General features: G+C 66.5%; 24 protein-coding genes and 1 pseudogene. 24 read left to right on the top strand and 1 reads right to left on the bottom strand.

Annotated elements, in window-relative coordinates; all coding sequences use genetic code 11:
- Position 1: 1 nt before the first annotated feature.
- Together A5791_RS19810 and A5791_RS19815 are read left to right on the top strand one after the other, a co-directional pair.
- Positions 2-1000, top strand: coding sequence for an acryloyl-CoA reductase (locus A5791_RS19810; RefSeq protein ID WP_067240413.1), 999 nt, complete (start codon positions 2-4; stop codon positions 998-1000).
- A gap of 21 nt (positions 1001-1021) precedes the next feature.
- On the top strand, positions 1022-1993 hold the full coding sequence (locus A5791_RS19815) for an NADPH:quinone oxidoreductase family protein (protein ID WP_067240414.1): 972 nt from the start codon (positions 1022-1024) through the stop codon (positions 1991-1993).
- Between the two features lie 107 nt (positions 1994-2100).
- On the opposite strand, the gene A5791_RS19820 is transcribed toward A5791_RS19815, so the two are convergent.
- A complete protein-coding gene (locus tag A5791_RS19820; protein WP_231995959.1) occupies positions 2101-4050 on the bottom strand; it encodes a serine/threonine-protein kinase in 1950 nt (649 codons plus the stop codon).
- Between the two features lie 170 nt (positions 4051-4220).
- On the opposite strand from A5791_RS19820, the gene A5791_RS19825 reads away from it, so the two are divergent.
- From A5791_RS19825 to nuoK, 22 genes and pseudogenes are all read left to right on the top strand, one after another.
- Positions 4221-5324 carry a homogentisate 1,2-dioxygenase gene (locus tag A5791_RS19825; protein WP_067240415.1) on the top strand — a complete coding sequence of 368 codons (1104 nt, stop codon included), beginning with the start codon at positions 4221-4223 and terminating at the stop codon, positions 5322-5324.
- A pseudogene (locus tag A5791_RS19830) lies at positions 5324-6512 on the top strand (alpha/beta hydrolase family protein). The gene A5791_RS19825 and the pseudogene A5791_RS19830 overlap by 1 nt, the downstream one beginning before the upstream one ends.
- Positions 6509-7717: a CaiB/BaiF CoA-transferase family protein gene (locus A5791_RS19835; protein ID WP_067240417.1), complete on the top strand. Its 1209-nt coding sequence runs from the start codon at positions 6509-6511 to the stop codon at positions 7715-7717. Before A5791_RS19830 ends, A5791_RS19835 begins: the two are co-directional and overlap by 4 nt.
- Positions 7714-8622, top strand: a complete 909-nt coding sequence (locus tag A5791_RS19840; protein ID WP_067240418.1) for a hydroxymethylglutaryl-CoA lyase — start codon at positions 7714-7716, stop codon at positions 8620-8622. Before A5791_RS19835 ends, A5791_RS19840 begins: the two co-directional genes overlap by 4 nt.
- Positions 8623-8625: 3 nt before the next feature.
- Entirely contained in the window at positions 8626-9252 is a 627-nt protein-coding gene (locus A5791_RS19845; protein ID WP_067240419.1) for a TetR/AcrR family transcriptional regulator, read from the top strand.
- A 32-nt stretch (positions 9253-9284) separates the two neighbouring features.
- Positions 9285-10529, top strand: coding sequence for an acyl-CoA dehydrogenase family protein (locus tag A5791_RS19850; protein WP_067240420.1), 1245 nt, complete (start codon positions 9285-9287; stop codon positions 10527-10529).
- Entirely contained in the window at positions 10526-11503 is a 978-nt protein-coding gene (locus A5791_RS19855) for a phosphotransferase family protein (RefSeq protein WP_067240421.1), read from the top strand. Before A5791_RS19850 ends, A5791_RS19855 begins: the two co-directional genes overlap by 4 nt.
- On the top strand, positions 11500-11850 hold the full coding sequence (locus A5791_RS19860; protein ID WP_067240423.1) for a DUF6285 domain-containing protein: 351 nt from the start codon (positions 11500-11502) through the stop codon (positions 11848-11850). Before A5791_RS19855 ends, A5791_RS19860 begins: the two co-directional genes overlap by 4 nt.
- A gap of 37 nt (positions 11851-11887) precedes the next feature.
- Entirely contained in the window at positions 11888-12331 is a 444-nt protein-coding gene (locus A5791_RS19865) for a nuclear transport factor 2 family protein (protein WP_067240424.1), read from the top strand.
- 3 nt (positions 12332-12334) lie between these two features.
- Complete coding sequence (locus tag A5791_RS19870; RefSeq protein WP_067240425.1) at positions 12335-12871, top strand: YceI family protein; 537 nt, start codon at positions 12335-12337, stop codon at positions 12869-12871.
- 64 nt (positions 12872-12935) lie between these two features.
- Positions 12936-13337, top strand: coding sequence for a response regulator transcription factor (locus A5791_RS19875; RefSeq protein ID WP_067240426.1), 402 nt, complete (start codon positions 12936-12938; stop codon positions 13335-13337).
- A 504-nt stretch (positions 13338-13841) separates the two neighbouring features.
- Entirely contained in the window at positions 13842-14219 is a 378-nt protein-coding gene (locus tag A5791_RS19880) for an NADH-quinone oxidoreductase subunit A (protein ID WP_067240428.1), read from the top strand.
- Positions 14220-14226: 7 nt separating this feature from the next.
- Complete coding sequence (locus tag A5791_RS19885) at positions 14227-14781, top strand: NADH-quinone oxidoreductase subunit B family protein (RefSeq protein WP_067240430.1); 555 nt, start codon at positions 14227-14229, stop codon at positions 14779-14781.
- Entirely contained in the window at positions 14778-15491 is a 714-nt protein-coding gene (locus A5791_RS19890) for an NADH-quinone oxidoreductase subunit C (protein ID WP_067240431.1), read from the top strand. Before A5791_RS19885 ends, A5791_RS19890 begins: the two co-directional genes overlap by 4 nt.
- A gap of 18 nt (positions 15492-15509) precedes the next feature.
- Complete coding sequence (gene nuoD, locus A5791_RS19895) at positions 15510-16802, top strand: NADH dehydrogenase (quinone) subunit D (protein WP_067240432.1); 1293 nt, start codon at positions 15510-15512, stop codon at positions 16800-16802.
- A complete protein-coding gene (gene nuoE, locus A5791_RS19900) occupies positions 16799-17578 on the top strand; it encodes an NADH-quinone oxidoreductase subunit NuoE (protein ID WP_067240433.1) in 780 nt (259 codons plus the stop codon). Before nuoD ends, nuoE begins: the two co-directional genes overlap by 4 nt.
- Positions 17575-18900: an NADH-quinone oxidoreductase subunit NuoF gene (gene nuoF, locus A5791_RS19905; RefSeq protein WP_067240434.1), complete on the top strand. Its 1326-nt coding sequence runs from the start codon at positions 17575-17577 to the stop codon at positions 18898-18900. The genes nuoE and nuoF overlap by 4 nt, the downstream gene beginning before the upstream one ends.
- Positions 18901-18908: 8 nt before the next feature.
- A complete protein-coding gene (locus A5791_RS19910; RefSeq protein ID WP_067240435.1) occupies positions 18909-21332 on the top strand; it encodes an NADH-quinone oxidoreductase subunit G in 2424 nt (807 codons plus the stop codon).
- Positions 21333-21334: 2 nt separating this feature from the next.
- The gene (nuoH, locus tag A5791_RS19915; protein WP_156661522.1) at positions 21335-22597 is read left to right on the top strand and encodes an NADH-quinone oxidoreductase subunit NuoH; all 1263 of its coding nucleotides are present in this window, start codon (positions 21335-21337) and stop codon (positions 22595-22597) included.
- The gene (gene nuoI, locus A5791_RS19920) at positions 22590-23171 is read left to right on the top strand and encodes an NADH-quinone oxidoreductase subunit NuoI (protein ID WP_067240438.1); all 582 of its coding nucleotides are present in this window, start codon (positions 22590-22592) and stop codon (positions 23169-23171) included. Before nuoH ends, nuoI begins: the two co-directional genes overlap by 8 nt.
- A complete protein-coding gene (locus tag A5791_RS19925; RefSeq protein WP_067240439.1) occupies positions 23168-23983 on the top strand; it encodes an NADH-quinone oxidoreductase subunit J in 816 nt (271 codons plus the stop codon). The genes nuoI and A5791_RS19925 overlap by 4 nt, the downstream gene beginning before the upstream one ends.
- On the top strand, positions 23980-24279 hold the full coding sequence (nuoK, locus tag A5791_RS19930) for an NADH-quinone oxidoreductase subunit NuoK (RefSeq protein ID WP_047313174.1): 300 nt from the start codon (positions 23980-23982) through the stop codon (positions 24277-24279). The genes A5791_RS19925 and nuoK overlap by 4 nt, the downstream gene beginning before the upstream one ends.
- Positions 24280-24289: the final 10 nt, after the last annotated feature.

Genomic DNA, 24289 nt, shown 5'->3' on the forward strand with positions numbered 1-24289 from the left:
CATGGACACGTTTCAAGCGCTGGTCGCACGCCAAGACGGAGATCGGATAACCGCGTCGGTCGAGACGCTGAATGCCACCGACCTGCCGCCCGGTGACGTGACCATCCGGGTGCTGTATTCGAGCGTCAACTACAAAGACGCGCTGGCATTGACTCCCGGTGGCGGTGTGGTGCGCAACTACCCCGTCGTCCCGGGCATCGACCTGACCGGCGAGGTAGTCGAGTCGCACTCGCCCGACTTCAAAGTCGGCGACACGGTACTCGCCCACGGCTACCAGATCGGCACCGGCCACCATGGGGGCTATGCGGAGTACGCCCGACTGCCATCCGATCAGGTGGTGGCGCTCGGCTCATTGAGCCCGTACGACGGAGCCACGATCGGCACTGCCGGCTTCACCGCCGCGATGAGCGTCCAGGCGCTCATCGACTGGGGCGTCGCTCCCGACGCGGGTCCCGTCGTCGTCACCGGCGCGTCTGGCGGCGTCGGGTCGGTCAGTGTGGACCTGTTGTCGTCTGCCGGCTACCAGGTCGTGGCGTCGAGCGGCAAGGCTGACGCCGCCGAACGACTGAAAAGTCTTGGCGCTGCTGATGTTATCGGTCGGCTGCCCGCCGATCCGGACGCCAAGCCGCGGCCACTGGCCAAGGCGCGCTGGGCGGCCGGAGTGGACTGCGTGGGCGGCGCCACGCTGGCCGATGTGCTCAGCACCGTCGACTACGGCGGCGCCGTGGCCGCCAGCGGCCTCACCGGCGGCGCCGCCCTGCACACCACGGTGATGCCGTTCATCCTGCGCGGCGTGGCACTGCTGGGGATGGATTCCGTCCAGATGCCCATCGGCCGGCGCCGGGAGCTCTGGGCCCGGCTCGGCGACTCGTTGCGGCCACGCCGGCTGGACTCGATCACCTGCGACGTCGATGTCAAGGATGTCCTCGACGTGGTTGACCAGCTTCGGGCGGGGACATTCTCCGGCCGGGGGGTGGTGCGGGTCGCGGGTGGGTTCTGAACTGGAAGTACATTGTTCGGCATGCGCGCGGCACGGGTGACTCGGCTTGACGGTCCGGATGCGATCGAGGTGGTGGAGGTCGATGAACCCGCCCATGACGGCGTGGTCGTTGATGTGCACGCCGCCGGCGTAGCGTTCCCCGACGCGCTCCTGACCCGCGGTCTCTACCAGTACAAGCCGAATCCGCCGTTCGTGCTCGGAGCCGAGATCGCCGGAGTGGTTCGATCGGCACCGGACGGCAGCCAATGGCAGCCCGGTGACCGCGTCGTCGGATTGACGATGCTCACCGGCGGCATGGCCGAGGTCGCCGTGTTGGCGCCGGACCGGACGTTCCGGCTACCGGACAACGTCAGCTTCGAGGCCGGCGCCGGCGTGCTGTTCAACGACCTGACCGTGTACTTCGCGCTGACCGTGCGGGGCCGGCTGCAGCAGGACGAAACGGTACTGGTGCACGGAGCCGCGGGCGGGATCGGAACATCGGCGCTGCGACTGGCGCCCGCGCTCGAGGCCTCCCGCACCATCGCCGTGGTGAGCACCGAGGAGAAGGGCCAGATCGCGACGGCGGCCGGTGCCACCGACGTGGTGTTGGCCGACGGGTTCAAGGACGCCGTCAAGGAGTTGACGAACGGGCGGGGAGTCGACATCGTCGTCGACCCGGTCGGTGGCGACCGGATGACTGACTCGCTGCGCTCGCTGGCTCCGGGAGGCCGGCTGCTGGTGATTGGCTTCACCGGCGGCGATATTCCGACGGTGAAGGTAAACCGCCTGCTGCTCAACAACATTGACGTGGTCGGCGTCGGCTGGGGCGCTTGGACGGCGACGCATCCCGGCGCGCTAGCCGAGCAGTGGGCCGGACTGGAGCAGTTGCTCACCTCCGGCCGACTCGCGCCTCCCGAGCCGGCGGTCTACCCGCTGGACGAAGCCGCCGCGGCGGTCGCGTCACTGGAGAATCGCACCGCCAAAGGAAAAGTCGTAGTACGCGTGCGCGGCTGACGGTCCCCCGGGCCGTTGTCCGCTGCCGCGGGCGATCACTCAAAACGTACGCTGGACCGGCATTTGGGGCACTCGCGCACCCAGGCGAGCTTGTAGCCGGACCCGCCCTAATCGCCGGTGCGGGTGTACGTCACGTCGAAGGCCTGGCTCGGACATTTGGAACTCGTCAAGACTTCTTGGTAACCGTGCCCGGTGAGCAGGGTGATGGGATTTTGGGGCGGCTGCGGGAGAGGCAGTGACGTGGTGGCCTTGATGCGTATGGTCCCGCCCGAGGAGCAATCGCTGTCGTAATCCTGGTTTCGATTCCACGCCCCGGTTTGGAAAACGAAGGGCGAGCCTGCCGCCGTCTTGGAGTCGAGAAAATTGCTCATGCATCGGTCGCCGGTACGCAGGCAGTCAGTCCGGACTCCTTTGTGATAGGTCCGTTTGGCGCTGTTAGCAAAGTTCACCACTAGGTCGTAGCCGCCGTGGAGCGCCTCGGCCGGTGACACTACGCGAGGCGGCAGGGCGGCCGGATCGGGCAGTTGCGAGATGTCGGTGTCGGCGGTCCGGGTGAAGACTACGGCCCGCTTGTTGGAACATCCGTTGGTCGTGATTTGGGTCGCTTCGCCCGACACACTCCCGTCGGCCTGGGGTTGCAGGGAGATGACGTTCCACGCTTCGTCGTCCTCGCGTGCGCCGCACTTTCGCTGTGAGGTAGTCACGGTGAGCCAGCGACCGCCGACGTTGTCGAACACCAAATTCTTTACGGGGTATTGGCCACCGGTGGTTGCGGTGGCAACACATCCATTGGCGCCGCAGGCCGACCGCAGCCGCCACGCCTCCGAGAACGCGTCCGTCTCAGGACGGCCCCCGTTAAGTTCGGTCCCGGGTCCCATTGCCACGGTGAAGGTTCCGGTGAATGGACCGGTGTTGGGGTGCATGGCACTGGCCGGCGCGGCGGTCGGCCGATCGCCGGACCCGGAGTGGCTGTTTGGCATCAACGCAACCCCCGCGATGACGGCGATGACCGCGACGAAGACAGCCGCAGCGCCGACGAAGGTTATCCGGCGCCCCTTGCCCGACTTGGCCGCGTCGGCCGCCGGTGTCGGGGCCGGCGCTGGAGCAGGGGCTGCGAGCGGCATCGGGGCGTGTGCGGTGGGGGCAGCCGTGTCGTGCGCAGTTGGGATCGAGGGCGACAGAGGTGTCTGCGCGTCCTGGGGTACCAGTGCTGACTCGGCTGCGGAGGTGGGGTAGGTCGTCGCGGCGGCGCGGGCGGCGTTGGCCAGGTCTTTGACGGTCTGGTACCGCTCGTCGGGGTTCTTGGCCATGCCTTTGGCGATGACGGCATCCATCGAGGTAGGCACCGTTGGCTGCAGCGCCGAGGGTCGTGGCGGCGGGTCAGCCACGTGCGCGGCGATCTGCCGGTCCAGGCTGGCGGCGGGAAACGGTTGGCTGCCGGTCATGCACTCATGCAACACGCAGGCCAGAGCGTAGACGTCGGACCGAGCGTCGGTCTGGTCTGTGGAGAGCCGTTCGGGTGCCATGTAGGCCCAGGTGCCGATCACGCTGCCGGTATTGGTCAATTTGGTGTGTCCGGCGCCGCGCGCGATGCCGAAATCGATCAGGTAGGCGAAGTCCTCGTCATCCACCAGCACGTTGGAGGGTTTGACGTCGCGGTGGACCAGCCCGATTCGGTGTGCGGCCTGCAGCGCCGAGGCGACCTGCTCGATGATCGATACGGCCCGGGGCAGCGGCAGCGGGCCCTCGGAAATGATCTGGTGCAGGTCGCGGCCCTCAATCAGGCGCATGTCGACATACAGTCGGCCGTCGATTTCCCCGAACTGATGAATGGGCACCACGTGGGGATTAGCCAACCCGGCCGCAGCGAACGCTTCGCGGCGGAACCGCTGCGCGAAGGTCGGGTCGTCGGCGAGCTGCGCCGGCAGGACTTTCACCGCGACGACACGCTGGGTTTCGACGTCGAAGGCGCGCCACACCTCGCCCATGCCGCCGCGGCCTAACAATTCGATCAGGCGGTATCGTCCGAACGGCGTGTCGCCGACGCCAGCTTCCACTGCCCAGCCCCCCGATTGACATAGACATTTCTTCGCGGTCAGACGATAGAGGGTGATCCTTCATCGCGTGACGCAATGTCGCGACAAAGGCCTTGTGCCGAGCGGAAACAAAAAGTAATGTCACTTTCAGTTTTGCATCGCCCCAGGTAAACTCACCCAGGGAGTAATCCATGGAGTCCTTTGTCCACCTGCGAAGAGGGAAGACGCCGCGGCGCCTGCATGCCGACCTCGACGGCCTCAAAGACGACGAGCTGGGCCGAGGTGGTTTCACCGGGCGTACCGCGAACATCTACCGTCGCCATGACCCCACCGCCTTCCGCGCGGTGGGCCCACTGCGCCCCGTCGACGTGCTCGCCGGCGAGCTCAAACCCAGTGATGCGACCGACCCCAACGGCGGGCCGCTGCTGATGTTCAGCAATACCGACTGCCGGATTCTGTTGAGCCGCCGCCACGAGACAATGCCGTTCTACACCCGCCACGTCGACGGTGATCTGCTGAGCTTCGTCCACACCGGCGCCGGTCTGCTGGAAACCGAGTTCGGCCCGCTGCGCTACCGGCAGGGCGATTGGGTCTACGTCCCGAAGGCCTGCACGTGGCGCCAGGTGCCGGACAGCGAGACCACGCTGCTGATGGTCGAAGCCACCGACGAGTTTCGGGTACCACCGCCCGGACAGCTCGGACGGCACTTCCCGTTCGACCCGTCGCAAGCCACCATCCCCGAGCCGGCCCCCATTGACGACCCCGACCGAGACGAATACGAGGTCCGGCTGGTTCACCGGGATGTTCAAGGCGGGCCCGCCACCACGCTTTACTACCAACACAATCCGATCGATGTCGAGGGTTGGCGCGGCGACAACTTCGCGTTCACCTTCAACATTGCCGACTACAACGTGATCACCTCCGACAGCGTCCACCTGCCACCGACGGTGCATCTGTTCATGCAGGCTACCGGTGTCTACGTGATGAACTTTCTGCCGAAACCCGCCGAAGGCGTCGCGGGCACCGAACGCACCCCCTGGTATCACCGCAACGTCGACTACGACGAGATCGCGTTCTTCCATGGCGGCTCGCTGTACGGCATTCCGATGCCGCCGGGGTTGATCTCCCATGCGCCGCAAGGGGTTCACCACGGTGCGCCGGAAAAGGCACGCGAACGCACCCGTCGCAAGTTCGACGAATACTCGACGGTCGACTGGCAAGTGATCGCCGTCGACACCCGCAAGCGCCTGACACCGTCGCCCGAGGTGCTGGCACACGACCTGGGACAACACTGATGCAGCACGCCGTCAAGCACGAATACGACAGAATCCCCTATATCGTTGCTTTCCAGAACAATTCGGGGGTCCGCGACGTGTATGGCGGTCTGGCCGAGATCACCGTGCTGGAGAGTTACCTGCTCAAGCCGAAGGACCGGCCGTCCGACACCGTGCTGGTGTTCATGCACCCGATCGGCGGCGGCGCCTACCTGCCGATGATCAACGCGCTGGCCCGGGCGGGCCACCATGTCATCTACTGCAACAGCCGGTTCCGCGGCACGGATTCGGCGCTGCTGATGGAGAAGGTCGTCGAGGATCTGGGCGAATGCATCAAGGACGCCAAGAAGCGGTTCGGCTACCAGAAGGTGGTGCTGGCCGGCTGGAGCGGCGGCGGCTCGTTGTCGGTGTTCTACCAGCAGCAGGCCCAGCACCCGACGATCACGTCCAGCCCCTCCGGCGACGGCCCCGACCTCACGCAGCTGGAGTTACCGCCCGCCGACGGAATCATGTTGCTGGCTGCGCACATCAGCAGGCACGGCACGCTGACCGAATGGCTGGACGCGTCGATCCTCGACGAATCCGACCCGACCACACGCGATCCCGAGCTGGACCTGTACAACCCGGACAACCCCAACCAGTCGCCTTACACCGAAGAATTTTTGGATCGCTACCGCCAAGCGCAGATCGACCGCAACCGCCGGATCACGGCATGGGTCCGAGAAAAACTCGCCGAGCTGGCTGCCGCCGGGCGCCCCGATGACGAGTTCTGCTTTTGTCGTGCACGGCACCATGGCCGACCCGCGCTGGCTGGATCCCACAGTCGATCCCAACGAACGCACCCCGGGCACCTGCTATCTGGGCGATCCTCAAGTGGTGAACATGAGCCCGGTCGGCCTGGCCCGGTTCTCGACGCTGCGCGGCTGGCTGTCCCAATGGAGCTACGACGAGGCTCGCGGCGACGGCGTCGCCTGCGGGCGCGACATCGCGATCCCCGCGCTGGTGATCGGCAACCTGGCCGACGATGCCTGCACACCCAGCCACACCCGGCGGCTTTTCGACGCGATCGGTCATCCCGACAAGGAGATGTACGAAATTCCGGGCGCCACACACTATTACGCGGGCCCCGACCAGCGCGACAAATTGCGCCGCGCTGTTGACATCGCCACCGACTGGCTGGTCCGCCACGACTTCGCGAGCGCCGAATGACCGTACCCGCGGGCCCGCTGGACGGCATCCGGGTACTGGAGCTGGGCACCTTGATTGCCGGGCCGTTCGCCGGACGGCTACTCGGCGACATGGGCGCCGACGTCATCAAGGTGGAACCACCCGGCGCCCCGGACCCGTTGCGCACCTGGGGGCAAGCCGAAGTCGACGGGCACCACGTGTTCTGGACGGTGCACGCGCGCAACAAGCGAGCCATCACGCTGGACCTGCGCCGGCCACGCGGCCGGGAGCTGTTTCTCGAACTCGTCGAGAAGTCCGACATCGTGGTGGAGAACTTCCGTCCGGGCACGCTGGAGAGGTGGGACCTGGGTTACGACGCGCTGCGCGAACGCAACTCGGGCATCATCCTGGTGCGCGTATCCGGCTACGGCCAGACCGGACCCGAGGCGCACAAGGCAGGCTATGCGTCGGTGGCCGAGGCGGCCAGCGGCCTGCGGCACCTCAACGGGTTCCCAGGCGGACCGCCGCCCCGCCTGGCACTGTCCCTGGGCGACAGCCTGGCCGGCATGTTCGGCGCCCAGGGGGCGCTGGCCGCACTGTACCGCCGCAGCGTCACCGGCCACGGGCAGGTGGTCGACGTCGCGCTCACCGAATCATGTTTGGCAGTGCAGGAATCCACGATTCCCGACTACGACGTGGGCGGCGTGGTACGCGGGCCGTCGGGCACCCGGCTGGAGGGCATCGCGCCGTCCAATATCTACCGCAGCGCCGACGACTCCTGGGTGGTGATCGCGGCCAATCAGGACACCGTGTTCGCCCGGTTGTGCAAGGCGATGGGGCGTCCCGAGTTGGCCACCGACGACCGGTTCGCCACACACCGCGCCCGTGGCCGCAATCAGGACGAGCTCGACGACATCATCGGGGCCTGGGCGGCCGGGCGGCAACCCGGCGAGATCATCGAAACACTCGGCGCCGCAGGCGTTATCGCGGGCCCGATCAACACCGTCGCCGAAGTGGTCAATGACCCGCAGCTGCGCACCCGCGGCATGCTGGTCGAGCACTTCGACGAACGGATCGAGCGCAGCGTGCTGGGACCCGGGATCGTGCCGGTGCTGTCCGAATCACCTGGCGCGGTTCGCAATGCCGGCCCCGCCCATCCGGGTCAGCACAACGACGACGTCTACCTCGGGCTGCTCGGCAAAACGGCGGAGGAGCTCGCGGAGCTGAGGGCGGAGGAAGTGTTATGAACCAACATGTCGACATCCGCGAGGTGTCGCTGCGCGACGGGCTGCAGATCGAGAAGCCAATCCCGTTGTCGGCCAAGCTGGAACTGCTGGCCGCGGTGGCCGCCACCGGCGTGCGCGAGGTGGAGGCCACGGCGTTCGTCTCTCCGTCGAAGGTGCCGTCGATGGCCGACGCTGCCGAGGTGGCAGCCGAACTACGGCACTATCCGGACATCGAATTCTCCGCCCTGGTCGCCAGCCCCAACGGCGCCAAACGGGCCATCGCCGCGGGGCTGCGATCGATCGAATATGTGGTGGCCGCCGACGACGCATTCAGCATGGCCAACGTCGGGCGCACCAGCGCGGAGGCCACCGACCAGATCGGCGAGATCGTCGCCATCGCGCACGGCAGCCCCACCGGCCCTCCCGCCACCGTCGAGGTCATCGTCGCCACTGCGTGGGACTCACCGTTCGAGGGGCCTACCCCGCCGCAGCGGGTACTCGACATCGCCGCGGCCGCTCGCGACCATGGCGTCGACCGGTTCTCCATTGCCGACACCATCGGCACGACCACCCCCAAGCGGGTGAGTTCGCTTATCTCCCAACTGCGTCCGGTGATCGGGGACATGCCGCTGGGCGGCCATTTCCACAACACCCGGGGGGCCGGGCTGGCCAGCGCGTATGCGGCGGTCGCCGCCGGCGTCACCCGGTTGGACGCATCCGTCGGCGGGCTCGGCGGTTGCCCGTTTGCCCCCGGCGCCACCGGCAACATCGCCACCGAAGACCTGGTATACCTGTTGCGGGACAGCGATATCGAAGTCGACGTCGACCTGCAAGCGGCGATCAAGGCGGCAGAAGTCGCGCGCGCCGTCGTCGGCCACGATCTGCCGAGCGCCCTGCTGCGCGCCGGTGACCGGATCCGGGGCTGATACATGTCCCCGCAAGCGTCGCCCGCGCTGACGGCAAAGGGCCAGCGAACCCGCGAGGCGATCGAGCAAGCGGCTCGAAAATTGTTTGCCGAGCGTGGCTTTCACGGCACCACGCTGGCCGACATCACCTCGGCTGCGGGCAAGTCCTCGGCGGTGTTCTACCGCTATTTCGCCGACAAGGAAGATCTGCTCGCCGCCCTGGCGAAGTCCTTTCTGCACGAGGTGCTCTCGTCCGCCCGTCTGTTTGTTCAGTTGCCACACTCACCCGAGGACAGCGAGTTCTTCGACTCGGTGGTGACCGGCTACTGGAACATCTTCAAGCAGAACATCGGCATCATGGTGGCGATCGCCCAGCTGGGCACCACCCAACCACGGTTTGCGGCGCTGCAGAACGAATTCCGGCGCTTCGGGATGGATATCGTCACCGCATCGGTGCTGCACGCCCAGCAACAGGGCTACGGTCACGACCTGAACCCGCAACACACCGCCGCCGCCATAGCGCTGCTGTTCGAACAGTTCACCAGTGTGGTGCTGCGGCCTGATCCGGCCGGGCTGGGCCTTCAGATCAGCGATCGCGAAGCCATCGCTACGCTGGCGACGGTATGGAAAAAGACGCTGTACGGGCGTTAGCGGCAGGCAGCGGAGGTCAGAAAGGGTAAGCCATGGATTTCACACTGCCAGAACACCTTCCACCGCTGCTTGCCGAGATGGATGCCTTCATCGAGCGGGAGATCGCGCCGCTGCAGGCCGAGAACATGCAATACTTCGACCATCGCCGCGAGTTCGCCCGCACCGACGTGGACAACGACGGCATACCGACGCGAGAGTGGGAGGACCTGCTCACCGAGATGCGCAGGCGGGCCGATGCAGCTGGCTGGCTGCGCTACGGGTTGCCGGCCTCGCTGGGCGGCCGTGACGGCACCAACGTGGACATGGCGGTGATCCGGGAACACCTGGCGCACAAGGGTCTTGGCCTGCACAACGACTTGCAGAACGAATCATCGATCGTCGGGAACTTTCCCCAGGTGATCATGATGGAACGGTTCGGCACAGATGCCCAGCGCGCCGATTGGTCGGAGGCGCTGATCACCGGGGAGCGCTCGATGGCGTTCGGCCTGACCGAGCCGCTGCACGGTTCCGACGCGACATGGCTGGAAACGCACGCCGAACAAGACGACGACCACTGGGTGATCAACGGTTCGAAAAGGTTCAACACCGGCGTGCACCGCGCGACACACGACTTGATCTTCGCCCGCACCTCCGGTGAGCCCGGGCAAGCCCGGGGCATCACCGCGTTTCTGGTGCCTACCGACACGCCTGGATTCACCGTCCCCTATTACTGGTGGACGTTCAACATGCCCACCGATCACGGCGAGGTCGAGCTGACCGACGTGCGGGTGCCCGCGGACGCGGTACTCGGGGAAGTGGACCGCGGTCTGGAGGTCGCCCAAACCTTCCTGCACGAGAACCGGATTCGGCAGGCGGCAAGCAGTCTGGGCGCGGCGCAATACTGCATCGACCGCGCCGCCGAATACGCCGGGAAACGCCGGGTTTTCGGCAAGCCGCTGGCGGTGAACCAGGCGGTGCAATGGCCGCTCGCCGAACTGCAAACCGAAGCCCAAATGGTGCGACTGTTGGTGTATTACGCGGCCTGGCACCTGGACCGTGACCACCACATGGAGGTCTCCGACAAAGTGTCGATGGCCAATTACCGCGCCAACCGACTGGTCTGCGACGCCGCCGACCGGGCGATGCAGATCTGTGGCGGTCTGGGCTACAGCCGCCATGAGCCGTTCGAACACATCTACCGCCACCACCGCCGCTACCGCATCACCGAGGGAGCGGAGGAAATTCAGATCCGCCGCGTGGCGCAGCGGCTGTTCAAATTCGGCCGGGAATCCAAGTGACGTCAGCCGACGAGCTGGCGGCGGCACTCCCCACTGTGTTGGCGCCGGCACTCGGCGCACCCCCGGCAATCGACAACCTGCGCCAGCTCACCGGTGGGGCCAGCCGAACCACCTGGGCGTTCCACGCCGTCATCGGCGAGGCCAGCCGATCGCTGATCCTGCGCACCGGGCCGCCCGACGACCTGCACGCCAGCATGGAACTCGAAGCGCGCGCCCAGGCCGCTGCCGCGGCGGCCGGCACGCCCGTCCCGCATATCCTGGTCGCCGACAATTCGACTGCCGCGCTTGGCAATCCGTTTCTGATCTGCGACGAGATCGCGGGCGAGACCATCGTCCGTCGCATCCAGCGCCAGCTCGACGATCAGGGCCGCGCGAGCCTGCTTCAGCAGTGCGCGCAGGCGCTGGCCGCCATTCACCGTGCCGACGCGCATGAGCTGGACCTGGCCTGCGAAGACCCGCTAAGGCAATGGCGCGAGCGCCTCGATGCGATGGGCGACACCACCGCCACCTTCGAGTTGGGGTTTCGCTGGCTGACCCGCCATCAGCCGCCGCCGTCGGGCCTGGTGCTGGTGCACGGCGACTTCCGGATGGGCAATCTGATCGTCGACGGATCCCGGCTGGCGGCCGTCCTGGATTGGGAGCTGGTACACCTCGGCGCGGCTTACGAAGACCTGGCCTGGTTCTGCATCCGGGCGTGGCGGTTCGGTGCCCCGGCCAGCCAGGGGGCTGGTGGCCTGGGCAGCATCGAGACCTTTCTTCGCGGCTACGAAGACGCCGGCGGCACCGCCGTCGATCGCGCGGCGTTTCGCTGGTGGATGGCGCTGGCCACGCTGCGCTGGGGCGTCATCTGCCGCTTCCAGGCGGAGCGGCACCTGAGCGGGCAGGCTCGCTCGGTGGAGTTGGCGACCATTGGCCGGCGGGTCTGTGAGACTGAGTGGGACCTACTCGACCTGCTGGACGAAGAAATCTCATGAGCCTGGACAGGCACGGCATTCACGGCCGCCCGACGGCTGCCGAGCTGGTCGCGGCGGTCGCCGAGTTCCTCGAAACCGACGTCCGCGAAGCGACCGACGGACAAGTGAACTTTCACGCCAGGGTGGCCGCCAACGCCTTGCGCATGGTCGAGCGTGAGTTGCTCGATGCCGGTGAACCGGCCGCCCGCGCGGCGCTTGCCAGCCTGGGCGCCGATGACCAAGCCCAGCTCGCCGCCGCCATCCGGGCGGGTCAGTTCGACGATCGGCTTCCGGACGTTTTTGCCTGCTTGCGGACTGTGGTGCTACATCGATTGGCGATTGCCCATCCTGGATACGCGCAGGGTTGAGCGACCGGATACTGATCGGGCAGAGAGGAGCAGGGACATGGCGGGGGTCGAGATCAACATCGTCGACGAAGTGGCCGACCGGCTGTTCACCGCCATCGAGAACGGTGACCGAGCGGCGGTGGCTCAACTGTGGGACGACGGCATCGCGGTGTGGCGAGTAGGCACCGCCCGCGATAACGACAAGGCCCGCGCGCTGCGGGTCATCGATTGGTTCATCGGGGTCACCAGCCGGCGCAGCTACCAGATCCTCGACCGGGTGCTGTTCGACGACGGGTCCGTCCGGGGCTTTGTGCAGCAGCACATCCTGCAGGCCACGGGTCATGCCGGCGAGTCGATCTCGCTGCGGGTGTGCATCGTGATCAAGTTGGGCGCAAACGGTCTGATCAGCCGGATCGACGAATATTTCGACCCAGCCGGGATCGCCCCGCTGCTCGAAGGCGGCGATGCCGGCGATGGAGTTTCGACGCGGGCGGTGAGGTGAGCCATGACGACGCTGGAAACATTGCTGAACGATCCCGACGCGGCCGGCGTCTGGAACCTGGTTCCGGACAAGTCGACCGTCGCATTCAAGATCAAGAACATGTGGGGGCTGGTGCCGGTCAAAGGCCGGTTCACCGAGTTCAGCGGCGACGGGCAGCTGACTGCCAAGGGCGCCGTCTTCGGCCGGGTCGACATCCGTGTCGCGTCCTTGCAGACCGGCATCCGCCGGCGCGACCGGCACCTGCTCTCCGCCGACTTCTTCGACGCAGAACGCTTCCCCGAGATCAGCGTTGTCGTCACCGGTCTCCAACCGTCCACCGGCAACGCCGCAGACCTGAGGACAAGCTTCACCATCAAGGGCGCTACCGCCGAGGTGCCGCTGCCGGTCACCGTCACCGAACTCGCCGACGGCTCGATCCGGGTTGCCGGGGAAACCAAGATCGATCGATTCCAGTTCGGCGTCGACTGGGACATGCGCGGCATGATCGGCGCGGAGGCGACGGTACGAACAGAAGCCATCTTCGTGCGGGCGCCCCAGTAGGCCAGGCGCCCCAGTAGGCCAGGCGCCCCAGTAGGCCGGGCGTCGTCCCAGTACGATCTGCACCGTGCCCGCCTCCAACGACACATTGCGGATCCTCGTCTACAGCAACAACGTCCAAACCCGCGAACGCGTGATGCAGGCACTGGGCAAACAGCTGCACCCGGAGCTGCCCGAGTTGAGCTACGTCGAGGTTGCGACCGGCCCGATGGTGCTGCGCACCATGGACGAGGGCGGCATCGACCTGGTCATTCTGGACGGTGAGGCCACCCCGACCGGGGGCATGGGAATCGCCAAGCAGCTCAAAGACGAACTCGAGACATGTCCGCCGATTCTGGTGCTCACCGGCCGGCCCGACGATGCCTGGCTGGCCACCTGGTCGCGCGCCGAGGCAGCGGTGCCCCATCCCATCGATCCGATTGTGCTGGGCCGCACGGTGCTCGGACTGCTGCGCGCTCCCGCGCATTAACGGAACGGTGGCCTTCTGGCCCCACGCCGGCGCCGGTCCGCCCCATCCGTCACATCATTTCCACCAGTCACGGGAAAGGTCGGGTGCATCGGCTCACAGATGTGCTAGCGCCGGCGCTAGCGCTTTCCGGAACCGATTAATAGCGCCCGCGCCGGTGCGGAAGTGACACCTGTGACTACGGCAGTGAAGGCCCATAGCTGCGAGGGCGGCTCACGTTTACGCCCGAGATCAATCAGTCGAATGCTTCCGCGCGCATCTTGACGTCAGGCAATGCGGGCCTGTGTGGCTGATGTGGCCTCGGACGGGGCCCTGCACCGATGAAATCCGGTGCATCGATGCGCAGCCGAGCACCCGCAGCCAAAGCCCCACCCCGGGCACGTGCTCCGAGCGTCGCGACGCTATGTTGAAGGTCACTGTGACGGCTCAAAAACCCGGTCCGTCACAGCAGCCCGGTCACCCGCCCGGCCGCTGCCAAGCGGCCCGTACGACGGATCATGGAGCGAGTTGAACGTCTACATACCCATCCTGGTGCTGGGTGCGATCGCGACCGCGTTTGCCGTGGGCTCGGTTGCGATCGCCAGCCTGGTCGGCCCATCGCGGTACAACCGCTCCAAGCAGGCCGCCTACGAATGCGGGATTGAGCCGACCGACAGCCCGGTCAGCGGCCCGCAGGCGACCAGCGGCCAGCGGTTCCCGGTGAAGTACTACCTGACCGCAATGTTGTTCATCGTCTTCGACATCGAAATCGTGTTCCTTTACCCCTGGGCCGTCAGTTTCGACGCGCTGGGGATGTTCGCGCTGGTCGAGATGGTGATTTTCATGCTGACGGTTTTCGTGGCCTACGCCTACGTGTGGCGGCGCGGGGGCCTGACGTGGGATTGAGGTAAGCATGGGCCTGGAAGAACAGCTGCCCGGTGGGATTCTGCTGTCAACTGTCGAGAAGGTCGCGGGTTACGTCCGCAAGAACTCGTTGTGGCCGGCGACCTTCGGGTTGGCCTGCTGTGCCATCGAGATGATGGCAACCGCGGGACCGCGCTTCGACCTCGCGAGGTTCGGAATGGAGCGGTTCTCCGCCACGCCCCGGCAGGCCGATCTGATGATCGTCGCGGGCCGGGTCAGTCAGAAGATGGCGCCGGTGTTGCGCCAGATCTATGACCAGATGGCCGAGCCGAAGTGGGTGCTGTCGATGGGCGTGTGCGCCTCCTCGGGCGGCATGTTCAACAACTACGCGATCGTGCAGGGCGTGGACCATGTTGTCCCGGTGGACATTTACCTACCTGGCTGCCCTCCGCGCCCGGAGATGTTGCTGTACGCAATCCTCAAGCTGCACGAGAAGATTCAGGAAATGCCGTTGGGCGTCAACCGTGAGCAGGCCATCGCCGAGGCCGAGCAGGCAGCGCTGGCCGCCAGGCCCACCATCGAGATGCACGGGTTGCTGCGATGAGCTCGCCGGATCAGGACCCGCAGGAGGCGACCACCCGCGCCGGATCGACCGCCGAAGTGGTCGACGTTCGCCGCGGCATGTTCGGCGTCCAGGGCACTGGCGACACCTCCGGATACGGACGGCTGGTGCGCGAGGTCGCCCTGCCCGGCGGCAGCCCCCGGCCCTACGGCAGCTATTTCGACGACATCGCCGATCGGCTGGCCGAGGCACTCAAGGGCGACGACCTCGAATTCGACGACGCCATCGAGAAAGTCGTGGTGTACCGCGACGAACTGACCCTGCATGTGCGCCGCGACCTGCTGCCGCAGGTGGCACGGCGGCTGCGCGACGAACCGCAGTTGCGCTTCGAGCTGTGCCTTGGCGTCAGCGGCGTCCACTACCCGCACGAGACCGACCGTGAGCTGCACGCGGTCTACCCGCTGCAGTCGATCACCCACAACCGCCGGCTGCGGCTGGAAGTGGCTGCGCCGGACGGTGATCCACACATCCCGTCGCTGTACGACGTCTACCCGACCAACGACTGGCACGAGCGCGAGACCTACGACTTCTTCGGGATCATCTTCGACGGTCACCCGTCGCTGACCCGAATCGAGATGCCGGATGACTGGCATGGACATCCGCAACGCAAGGACTATCCACTGGGCGGAATTCCGGTGGAATACAAGGGCGCACAGATACCTCCGCCCGACGAGCGCAGAGGCTACAACTGAGATGGAAGCCGAGCAAAGATGACCGAAACCGTCGTGGTCGCCGGCGGGCAGGACTGGAACGAGATCGTCGAGGCCGCCCGCAACGCGGATCCCGGTGAACGCATCGTCGTCAACATGGGCCCCCAGCACCCGTCCACCCACGGCGTGCTGCGCCTGATCCTGGAGATCGAAGGCGAGACGGTCACCGAGGTCCGCTGCGGAATCGGCTACCTGCACACCGGAATCGAGAAGAACCTGGAGTACCGCTACTGGACCCAGGGCGTCACCTTCGTGACCCGGATGGACTATCTGTCACCGCTTTTCAACGAAACCGCCTTCTGCCTGGGCGTGGAGAAGCTACTGGGCATCACCGACGAAATACCGGAGCGCGTCAACGTCATCCGAGTGATGATGATGGAGCTCAACCGGATCTCCTCGCACCTCGTCGCATTGGCCACCGGCGGGATGGAACTGGGCGCGATGACCGCAATGTTCATCGGCTTCCGGGGGCGCGAATACATCCTCAACATCTTCGAATTGATCACTGGTTTGCGGATGAATCACGGCTACATCCGGCCCGGCGGCGTGGCTCAGGACCTGCCGCCCGACGCGGTCAGCAAGATCGCGGATTCCCTCGAGCCGCTGCGGCAAGCACTGCGCGACATGGGTGATCTGCTCAATGAGAACGCCATCTGGAAGGCGCGCACCCAGGACATCGGCTATCTGGACCTCGAAGGATGCATGGCGCTGGGCGTCACCGGCCCGATCCTGCGTTCCACCGGGTTGCCGCACGACCTGCGCAAGAGCGAACCCTATTGCGGCTACGAAAACTACGAATTCGACGTGATCACCGACGAGGGTTGTGATGCCTACGGGCGCTACATCATTCGCGTCAAAGAAATGTCGGAGTCGCTAAAGATCGTCGAGCAATGCCTGGACAAGTTGCGGCCGGGCCCGACCATGATCGAGGACCGCAAGATCGCCTGGCCGGCCGACCTGAAGGTGGGCCCCGACGGCATGGGCAACTCGCCCGAACACATCGCCAAGATCATGGGCAGCTCGATGGAGGCGCTGATCCACCACTTCAAGCTGGTGACCGAGGGCATTCGCGTACCGGCTGGCCAGGTTTACGTGGCGGTCGAATCGCCGCGCGGAGAGCTCGGCGTGCACATGGTCAGCGACGGCGGGACCCGCCCCTACCGGGTGCACTACCGCGATCCCTCGTTCACCAACCTGCAAGCGGTGGCGGCGATGTGCGAGGGCGGGATGGTCGCCGACCTGATCACCGCGGTCGCCAGCATCGACCCGGTCATGGGCGGGGTGGATCGATGACCGGACCGCAAGGCCAGCCGGTGTTCATCCGGCTCGGCCCGCCGCCGGACGAGCCCAACCAGTTCGTCGTCGAGGGCGCCCCGCAGTCCTATCCGCCCGACGTGCGGGCGCGGTTGGAGGTCGACGCCAAAGAGATCATGGGTCGCTACCCCAGCAAGCGGTCGGCGTTGCTGCCGCTGCTGCACCTGGTCCAGTCCGAGGACTCTTACCTGACCCCGGCCGGTTTGGAGTTCTGCTCCGACCTGCTGGGACTGACCGGCGCCGAGGTCTCGGCGGTGGCCAGCTTCTACAGCATGTACCGGCGCGGCCCCACCGGTAACTACCTGGTCGGCGTCTGCACCAACACGCTGTGCGCCGTGATGGGCGGCGACGCCATCTTCGAAAGCCTCAAGGACCATCTGGGCATCGGCAACGACGAGACGACCGACGACGGAACCGTCACCCTGCAGCACATCGAATGCAACGCCGCCTGCGACTACGCACCGGTGGTGATGGTCAACTGGGAATTCTTCGACAACCAGACCCCCGAGTCCGCGCGCGAACTCGTCGACTCGCTGCGCTCCGGCGAGCCCAAGGAGCCCACCCGCGGCGCTCCGCTGTGTGCCTTCCGGGAGACGTCGCGCATCCTGGCCGGCCTACCCGACCCCCGGCCCGACCAGGGCCAGGGCGGCGCCGGCGCGGCCACACTGGCCGGACTGCGGGTCGCGCAAGAAAACGGCATGGAGGCACCGGAGCCACCGACGGCGCCGGAGACCAAGTCGCAGGAGCAGTCATGAGCGGCCAGGCCACCCCGTTGACCCCGGTGATCACCCGCTACTGGGACGACCCCGAGTCGTGGTCGCTGGCGACCTATCAACGCCACGACGGCTATAAGGCCATGGCGAAGGCGCTGGAGATGGAGCCCGACGCAGTACTGGGCACCGTCAAGGATTCCGGGCTGCGCGGGCGTGGCGGCGCGGGATTCTCGACCGGGACGAAGTGGTCGTTCATCCCGCAGGGCGACACCGGCCCGGCCGCCAAGCCGCACTACCTGGTGGTCAACGCCGACGAGTCGGAACCCGGTACGTGCAAAGACATTCCGCTGATGCTGGCCACGCCGCATGTGCTGATCGAAGGCGTCATCATCGCCTCCTACGCCATCCGGGCCAGCCACGCCTTCATCTACGTGCGCGGCGAAGTGCTGCCGGTGCTGCGCCGCCTGCAGAACGCGGTGGCCGAGGCGTATCAGGCCGGCTTCCTGGGCCGCGACATCAACGGTTCGGGTTTCGACCTGGAGCTGGTGGTGCACGCCGGCGCCGGTGCCTACATCTGCGGTGAGGAAACCGCGCTGCTCGACTCGCTGGAGGGCCGGCGCGGCCAGCCGCGGTTGCGGCCGCCCTTCCCCGCCGTGGCCGGCCTTTACGGCTGCCCGACGGTGATCAACAACGTCGAGACGATCGCCAGCGTGCCGCCGATCATTCTCTACGGCGTCGACTGGTTCCGGTCGATGGGCAGCGAGAAATCGCCTGGCTTCACGCTGTATTCGCTGTCCGGACACGTCACCCGACCGGGCCAGTACGAGGCCCCGCTGGGCATCACGTTGCGTGAGCTGCTCGACTACGCCGGCGGCGTGCGCGCGGGGCATCGGCTCAAGTTCTGGACCCCGGGCGGGTCGTCGACGCCGCTGCTCACCGACGAGCACCTCGACGTCCCGCTGGACTACGAGGGCGTCGGCGCGGCCGGCTCGATGCTGGGCACCAAGGCGCTGGAGATCTTCGACGAAACCACCTGCGTGGTGCGCGCGGTGCGCCGCTGGACCGAGTTCTACGCGCACGAGTCCTGCGGTAAATGCACGCCCTGCCGGGAGGGCACCTTCTGGCTGGACAAGATCTACGAGCGGCTGGAAACCGGCAAGGGCACCTACGAGGATCTCGACAAGCTGCTGGACATCTCCGACGCCATTTTGGGAAAGTCGTTCTGCGCCTTGGGCGATGGCGCCGCCAGTCCGGTGATGTCGTCGATCGAGTACTTCCGCGACGAGTACGTCGCGCACGTCGAAGGAGGCGGGTGCCCGTTCGACCCCCGAGACTCCATGCTCACCCCAGACGGAAAGGCATGACACCGAAGATGACCACCACTTCTGGTGCGGCGAAAACCGAATCCGGCGGCGTCAGCCAGCCGGAAATGGTGGCGCTGACCATCGACGGCGTCGAGATCAGCGTTCCCAAAGGGACTTTGGTGATCCGCGCGGCCGAGCTGATGGGCATCCAGATCCCCAGGTTCTGCGACCATCCATTGCTCGACCCGGTCGGGGCGTGCCGGCAGTGCCTGGTCGAGGTCGAGGGCCAGCGCAAGCCGCTGGCGTCGTGCACCACCGTCTGTACCGACGACATGGTGGTGCGCACCCAGCTCACCTCGGAGGCCGCCGACAAGGCCCAGCACGGCGTGATGGAGTTGCTGCTGATCAACCATCCGCTGGACTGCCCGATGTGTGACAAGGGCGGCGAATGCCCGCTGCAGAACCAGGCAATGTCCAACGGCCGCGCCGATTCTCGCTTCACCGACGTCAAGCGCACCTTCGCCAAGCCGATCAACATCTCGTCGCAGGTGCTGCTGGACCGCGAGCGCTGCATTCTGTGCGCCCGGTGCACCCGGTTCTCCGAGCAGATCGCCGGAGACCCGTTCATCGACATGCAGGAACGCGGTGCCCTGCAGCAGGTCGGCATTTACGCCAACGAGCCGTTCGACTCCTATTTCTCCGGCAACACCGTGCAGATCTGCCCGGTGGGGGCGCTGACCGGAACCGCTTACCGGTTCCGGGCCCGCCCGTTCGACCTGGTATCCAGCCCCAGCGTCTGCGAGCACTGCGCCTCCGGTTGCGCGCAACGCACCGACCACCGTCGTGGCAAGGTGCTGCGCCGCCTCGCCGGCGACGACCCCGAAGTCAACGAGGAGTGGAACTGCGACAAGGGCCGGTGGGCTTTCACGTATGCAACCGAGCCCGACGTGATCACCACTCCCCTCATCCGCGAAGCTGACGGTTCGTTGCAACCGGCGTCATGGGCCCACGCCATGGTGGTCGCTGCGCAAGGACTTGCGGCCGCGCGCGGGCGCAGCGGTGTGCTGGTCGGTGGACGGGTCACCTGGGAGGACGCCTACGCCTACGCCAAATTCGCCCGAATCGTGCTGGACACCAACGACATCGACTTCCGCGCCCGTCCACACTCGGCCGAGGAAGCCGACTTCCTTACGGCCCGCATCGCCGGCCGGCCGGTGACCGTCAGCTACGGCGACTTGGAATCGGCCCCGGTGGTACTGCTGGTCGGCTTCGAGCCGGAAGAGGAATCGCCGATCGTGTTCCTGCGGCTGCGCAAGGCCGCCCGCAAGCACAACATGCCGGTGTACGCGGTCGCACCGTTTACGACCCGCTCGCTGACCAAGATGTCCGGGCGGTTGGTCAAGACCGCTCCGGGCGCCGAGCCGTCCACACTGGATGGTTTGGCGAGCGGTGAAATTGGGGAGCTGCTGTCCAAGCCCGGCGCGGTCATCATGGTAGGAGAACGCCTGGCCACGGTGCCCGGCGGACTGTCCGCCGCCGCGCGGCTGGCCGATGCCACTGGAGCCCGGCTGGCGTGGGTGCCGCGGCGGGCCGGTGAGCGGGGTGCGCTGGAGGCCGGCGCGCTGCCCACGCTGCTGCCCGGCGGCCGTCCACTGGCCGACGACGCTGCCCGCGCACAGGTCAGCGCCGCGTGGCACGTCTCCGAATTGCCTTCCGCCGCTGGACGTGACGCCGACGGCATCGTGGCCGCAGCGACTGACGGCAGCCTGGGCGCGCTGCTGGTCGGCGGCGTGGAACCGGCCGACTTCGCCGACCCGGACGCGGTGCTGGCCGCGCTGGACGCGGCGGGCTTCGTGGTCAGCCTGGAGCTGCGGCACAGTGCCGTCACCGAGCGCGCCGACGTGGTATTCCCGGTCGCGCCGACCACTCAGAAGGCCGGCACGTTCCTCAACTGGGAGGGCCGCTACCGCGGCTTCGCCCCCGCCCTGCGTGGCACCACCCAGCAAGCTGCCCAGTCGGACCACCGGGTGCTCGACGCGCTGGCCGACGAAATGGGCGTCTACTTGGGCTTCTCCACCTTCGAGACGGCCCACCAGGAGCTGTCCGCACTCGGCCCCTGGGACGGCGAGCGCCCCGCGAGCCCGCACGTCGCAGCCCCCGAGCCGGCTCGACCCGAGTCCGGCGAGGCAGTTTTGACCGGCTGGCGGCAGCTACTCGACGCCGGCCGCCTACAGGACGGCGAGCCGCATCTGGCCGGTACCGCGCGGGCGCCGATTGTGCGGTTGTCGGCCGACACCGCGGCCGAGATCGGCGCCGCCGACGGAGACGAGGTCACCGTCAGCACGGCCCGCGGCTCGATCACATTGCCGCTGACCATCACCGACATGCCGGATCGGGTGGTGTGGCTGCCGCTGAACTCACCGGGTTCGGCGGTGCACCGGCAACTGGGTGTGACACTGGGCAGCGTCGTGCAGATCGGGGTGGATTCATGAACCTGAACGCCTTTGGACACGACACCTGGTGGCTGGTGCTGGGCAAGTCGCTGGCCATCTTCGTCTTCCTGATGCTGACGGTGCTGGTGGCGATCCTGGCCGAACGCAAGCTGCTGGGCCGGATGCAGCTGCGCCCTGGCCCCAACCGGGTAGGTCCGAAGGGTGCGCTGCAGAGCCTGGCCGACGGGATCAAGCTGGCGCTGAAGGAGAGCATCACTCCGTTCGGCATCGACAAGTTCGTTTATTTTGCGGCACCGGTCATTTCGGTGATTCCCGCATTCACGGCCTTCGCCTTCATCCCGTTCGGTCCCGAAGTGTCGGTGTTCGGGCACCGCACCCCGCTGCAGCTGACCGACCTGCCGGTCGCGGTGCTCTTCATCCTGGGTCTGTCGGCGATCGGGGTGTACGGCATCGTGCTGGGCGGGTGGGCATCTGGTTCCACCTACCCGCTGCTGGGCGGTGTGCGCTCCACCGCCCAGGTCATCTCCTACGAAGTCGCGATGGGGTTGTCGTTCGCAACGGTCTTCCTGTTCGCCGGCACCATGTCGACGTCGAAGCTGGTGTCCGCGCAGAACGGGGTCTGGTACGTCTTCTTGTTGCTGCCGTCGTTCGTGGTCTACCTGGTTTCCATGGTCGGCGAAACCAACCGGGCGCCGTTCGATCTGCCGGAAGCCGAGGGCGAGCTGGTCGCGGGTTTCCACACCGAGTACTCGTCACTGAAGTTCGCGATGTTCATGCTGGCCGAATACGTCAACATGACAACGGTTTCGGCGTTGGCCGCGACCATGTTCCTCGGCGGCTGGCATGCGCCCTGGCCGCTGAACATGTGGGCGGGAGCCAACACCGGCTGGTGGCCATTGCTGTGGTTCGTCGCCAAAGTATGGACCTTCCTGTTCATGTACTTCTGGCTGCGGGCCACCCTGCCCCGGCTGCGTTACGACCAGTTCATGGCGCTGGGCTGGAAGCTGCTGATCCCGGTCTCGCTGGTCTGGGTGATGATCGCCGCGGTCATCCGCACACTGCGCAATCAGGGCTACCAGCATTGGACCCTGCTGCTGGTGATCAGCAGCATCGTCGTGGCCACCGCGCTGGTGTTCTCGCTGCGCAGGCCGTTCAGCGCCCCCAGTCCGCGCGCCCGCGCGCGGGCACAGGCCGAGCAGCGCCGGACCGGTCCCAAAGGCACCGAAAGCGTCAGTACCGCACCGGCATTCCCGACACCGCCACTGCCGGCGCAGCAAGCGAGCAAGGAGACAGTACGTGCCTAAGTTCCTGGACGCCGTAGCAGGCTTCGGCGTGACGTTCGGATCGATGTTCAAAAAGACCATCACCGAGGAGTATCCCGAGAAGCCGGGTCCGGTCGCGCCGCGCTACCACGGCCGTCACCAGCTCAATCGGTACCCCGACGGCCTGGAAAAGTGCATCGGCTGCGAGTTGTGCGCCTGGGCGTGCCCGGCCGACGCCATCTACGTCGAAGGCGCGGATAACACCGAGGAGCAACGGTTTTCCCCGGGCGAACGCTACGGACGGGTGTACCAGATCAACTATCTGCGCTGCATCGGCTGCGGCCTGTGCATCGAGGCCTGCCCGACCCGGGCGCTGACCATGACCAACAACTACGAGATGGCCGACGACAACCGCGCGGACCTGATCTACGAAAAGGACCGGCTGCTGGCCCCGCTGGAGCCGGAGATGACCGCGCCGCCGCACCCCAGAGCGCCGGGCGCCACCGACAAGGACTACTACCTGGGCAACGTGACCGCACACGGCTTGCGCGAGACACAAAGCACCGCAGCCCAAGCCGGAACCCAAGCCGGACCCCAAGCCGGTGAAGCTCAGTGATCGCGACACTCGCGACAGACGTCATCGTCCGCACCTCCACCGGTGAAGCGGTGGCGTTCTGGGTGCTGGGTGCGGTGGCCCTGATCGGGGCGATCGGCGTGGTGCTGTCGGTCAACGCCGTCTACTCGGCGATGTTCTTGGCCATGACGATGATCGTGTTGGCCGTGTTCTACATGATCCAGGACGCGTTGTTCCTGGGCGTGGTTCAGGTCGTCGTCTACACCGGCGCGGTCATGATGCTGTTTCTGTTCGTGCTGATGCTCATCGGCGTGGATTCGGCGGAGTCACTGAAGGAAACGCTGCGTGGACAGCGCGTAGCCGGGGTGCTGACCGGGGTCGGGTTCGGCGTCCTGCTCATCGCCACGATCGGCAACGTGGGCACCGGCGGGTTCGTCGGACTGACCACCGCTAACGCCAACGGAAATGTCGAAGGTCTTGCGGCACTGATCTTTTCGCGTTACCTGTGGGCGTTCGAGTTGACCAGCGCGCTGCTGATCGCCGCGGCGGTGGGCGCGATGGTGCTGGCCCATCGGGAACGCTTCGAGCGCCGCAAGACCCAGCGTGAACTTTCTCAGGAGCGGTTCCGTTCCGGCGGACGGCCCACTCCGCTGCCCAATCCCGGTGTCTACGCGCGCCAGAACGCTGTCGACGTGGCTGCGCTGCTCCCCGACGGCTCCTACTCGGGATTGTCGGTCTCGAAGATCCTGCGGACACGCGGCGCCGACGGCCTGGAAGTGAAGGCGACTCCGCAGGCTGAATCAGACACCGGCGCCGAACCGGATCGCCTACCCGTGCAGGGCGGTGCCTCGTGAATCCGGCCAACTACCTTTACCTTTCGGCGCTGTTGTTCACCATCGGGGCGGCGGGTGTGCTGTTGCGCCGCAACGCCATCGTGATGTTCATGTGTGTCGAGCTGATGCTCAATGCCGTCAACCTGGCGTTCGTCACCTTCGCCCGGATGCACGGGCACCTGGACGGTCAGATGATCGCGTTCTTCACGATGGTGGTCGCCGCCTGCGAGGTCGTCGTCGGCCTGGCCATCATCATGACGATTTTCCGTGCCCGCAAATCGGCGTCCGTCGACGACGCGAACCTACTCAAAGGCTAGAAACGCCACG

Source organism: Mycobacterium sp. 852002-51163_SCH5372311 (assembly GCF_001667115.1).
Lineage (GTDB): Bacteria > Actinomycetota > Actinomycetes > Mycobacteriales > Mycobacteriaceae > Mycobacterium.

Bases quoted from the DNA above. Each gene is read 5' to 3' on its own strand.
- A5791_RS19810 (WP_067240413.1), top strand. From the start codon at position 2: ATGGACACGTTTCAAGCGCTGGTCGCACGCCAAGACGGAGATCGGATA.
- A5791_RS19815 (WP_067240414.1), top strand. From the start codon at position 1,022: ATGCGCGCGGCACGGGTGACTCGGCTTGACGGTCCGGATGCGATCGAG.
- A5791_RS19825 (WP_067240415.1), top strand. From the start codon at position 4,221: ATGGAGTCCTTTGTCCACCTGCGAAGAGGGAAGACGCCGCGGCGCCTG.
- A5791_RS19835 (WP_067240417.1), top strand. From the start codon at position 6,509: ATGACCGTACCCGCGGGCCCGCTGGACGGCATCCGGGTACTGGAGCTG.
- A5791_RS19840 (WP_067240418.1), top strand. From the start codon at position 7,714: ATGAACCAACATGTCGACATCCGCGAGGTGTCGCTGCGCGACGGGCTG.
- A5791_RS19845 (WP_067240419.1), top strand. From the start codon at position 8,626: ATGTCCCCGCAAGCGTCGCCCGCGCTGACGGCAAAGGGCCAGCGAACC.
- A5791_RS19850 (WP_067240420.1), top strand. From the start codon at position 9,285: ATGGATTTCACACTGCCAGAACACCTTCCACCGCTGCTTGCCGAGATG.
- A5791_RS19860 (WP_067240423.1), top strand. From the start codon at position 11,500: ATGAGCCTGGACAGGCACGGCATTCACGGCCGCCCGACGGCTGCCGAG.
- A5791_RS19865 (WP_067240424.1), top strand. From the start codon at position 11,888: ATGGCGGGGGTCGAGATCAACATCGTCGACGAAGTGGCCGACCGGCTG.
- A5791_RS19870 (WP_067240425.1), top strand. From the start codon at position 12,335: ATGACGACGCTGGAAACATTGCTGAACGATCCCGACGCGGCCGGCGTC.
- A5791_RS19885 (WP_067240430.1), top strand. From the start codon at position 14,227: ATGGGCCTGGAAGAACAGCTGCCCGGTGGGATTCTGCTGTCAACTGTC.
- A5791_RS19890 (WP_067240431.1), top strand. From the start codon at position 14,778: ATGAGCTCGCCGGATCAGGACCCGCAGGAGGCGACCACCCGCGCCGGA.
- nuoD (WP_067240432.1), top strand. From the start codon at position 15,510: ATGACCGAAACCGTCGTGGTCGCCGGCGGGCAGGACTGGAACGAGATC.
- nuoE (WP_067240433.1), top strand. From the start codon at position 16,799: ATGACCGGACCGCAAGGCCAGCCGGTGTTCATCCGGCTCGGCCCGCCG.
- nuoF (WP_067240434.1), top strand. From the start codon at position 17,575: ATGAGCGGCCAGGCCACCCCGTTGACCCCGGTGATCACCCGCTACTGG.
- A5791_RS19910 (WP_067240435.1), top strand. From the start codon at position 18,909: ATGACCACCACTTCTGGTGCGGCGAAAACCGAATCCGGCGGCGTCAGC.